This is a genomic window from Hymenobacter agri (assembly GCF_054778495.1).
Map to the genome: position 1 here is coordinate 1 of NZ_BAAGZM010000734.1, position 1840 is coordinate 1840.

The window sequence follows — 1840 nt, forward strand, 5'->3', positions numbered from 1 at the left end:
CTGCGCCCGGAAGCGGGCGGCTTTGGCGGCCACGCCGGCGGGCAGCTGCTCGTCCTGCATAATCTGCAGGGTAGCCAGGGCCGCCGCGCAGCTCACCGGGTGACCGCCAAAGGTGGTGCAGTGCCCCAGAATGGGGTTGGTTTTGAAGCCCGACATGACGGCGGTGCTCGCGATGAAAGCCCCGATGGGCATGCCGCCGCCCATGCCCTTGGCGCACACCAGAATATCGGGCTCGATGCCGAACTGCTCGAAGGCCCACATGGTGCCGGTGCGCCCGTAGCCGCATTGGATTTCATCCAGAATCAGCAGAGCGCCGACTTCGGTGCAGCGGGCACGCAGAGCGGGCAGGTACTCGGGGCTCGGCACGCGCACGCCGGCCTCGCCCTGCACGGTTTCGATGACCACCGCGGCCGTGCGCTCGGTTATCAAGGCCAAATCGGCCAGCTCGTTGTGGCGGATGTGGCGCACGTCGGGCAGCAGCGGGCGGAAGCTGTTTTTGAACCCCTCGGAGCCGGTGATGGACAGCGCGCCGTGCGTGGAGCCGTGGTAGGCGTTGTGGCACGACACCAGCCCGGTGCGGCCGGTGTGGCGCTTGGCCAGCTTCAGGGCGCCCTCGATGGCCTCGGTGCCGGAGTTGGTGAAGTACACCGAATCGAGGTGGGCGGGCAGAGTTTGGTGCAGGGCCTCGGCCAGCTGCGCGGGCACGGCCTGCACCAGCTCGCCGTACACCATCAGGTGCAGGTATTTATCGAGCTGGGCCTGGATGGCGGCCAGCACGCGCGGGTGGCGGTGGCCCACGTTGCTCACGCCGATACCCGAAATCAGGTCGAGGTAGCGGCGGCCGTCGGGGGCGTACATGTACACGCCTTCGGCCCGCTCAATTTCCAGCAGCAGCGGAAAATCGGAGGTCTGGGCTTGGTGGCGGAGGAAAAGCTGGCGCGGGGTAACAACGGAGGGAGCAAGTTTCAAGGGAATGGGGGGCGGTTTTTCGGGGGCTGGGCAAGCAGCGGCTTGCGCTTCTCACAACCACCGATTTGGCCGTTTGATTACCGCACAAAAGTAAAGAGGCCGCTGCGGGGGCAGCGGCCTCTTGAAAAACAACGGTGGCAGAGCTTAGTCGTTGCCGGTACCGGCGCCCACCTGGCCCGGCACATTGGCGACGCGCTTGATGACTTCCTTGGTGAAGTCGCGCTCGGCCTGGAACAGCTGGGCCACCTGGCGCAGCGAAATGACTTTCTGAAACTTCTCGAAGTATTCTTTTTCGAGGTTGAGCTCCTGCTGGCGCGAGTTGAAGGACTGCGTGAAGTTTTCGCGTAGCTGCTGGTCGGTCATGCCCTCGGTGATGTCGCGGCGCAGCAGGCGACCATTGCGGTTAAGCTCGCGCCGACGGTCGGAAAACTCATTGTAGAGCGGCCAGAACTTCTGGGCCTGCTCCTGGGTGAGCGACACGCGGTTGGTGATGAAGGCAATTTTTGCGTTTTCGAGCTGGCCGAGGCGCTGGGCGCGGCGGCCCCCACCCTGCTCGGGCTGGGCCTGGGCGGCCGGGGCCAGCGTGAGCAGCAGCGAGGCCAGACTCAGCAAACGACAGACGGATGACAAAACGGACATGATAACGGAACGGAAGAACGGGAAGATTATAAATAAGCAGCTTCGTCGGTGGGCTGGGCGTCGAGCGCGTCGCTCAGCTCCTCGTCCGACACGCGCAGGAAGCCCTTGGCAATGTTGGGGTGCGCGGCCGTGAGGGTGGCCAGGTCAGAGGTTTCGACGCGGGCGCCGCTCGTGAGCAAGTAGTTGGCCAGCTCGGTGCGGGGCACGGCATCGAGGGCGGCGGTGCCGGCCG

The 1840-nt window shown here is 65.2% G+C and carries 3 protein-coding genes; all 3 read right to left on the bottom strand.

Going from position 1 to position 1840, the window contains the following annotated elements; translation table 11 throughout:
• Positions 1 to 969 (bottom strand): aspartate aminotransferase family protein (locus ACYVDE_RS21530; RefSeq protein ID WP_460503592.1); only part of this gene is annotated, 969 nt, incomplete at its 3' end.
• Between the two features lie 144 nt (positions 970 to 1113).
• Positions 1114 to 1608 carry a hypothetical protein gene (locus ACYVDE_RS21535; protein ID WP_460503593.1) on the bottom strand — a complete coding sequence of 165 codons (495 nt, stop codon included), beginning with the start codon at positions 1606 to 1608 and terminating at the stop codon, positions 1114 to 1116.
• A gap of 26 nt (positions 1609 to 1634) precedes the next feature.
• The coding region (locus tag ACYVDE_RS21540) for a hypothetical protein (protein WP_460503594.1) at positions 1635 to 1840 on the bottom strand (206 nt) is incomplete at its 5' end.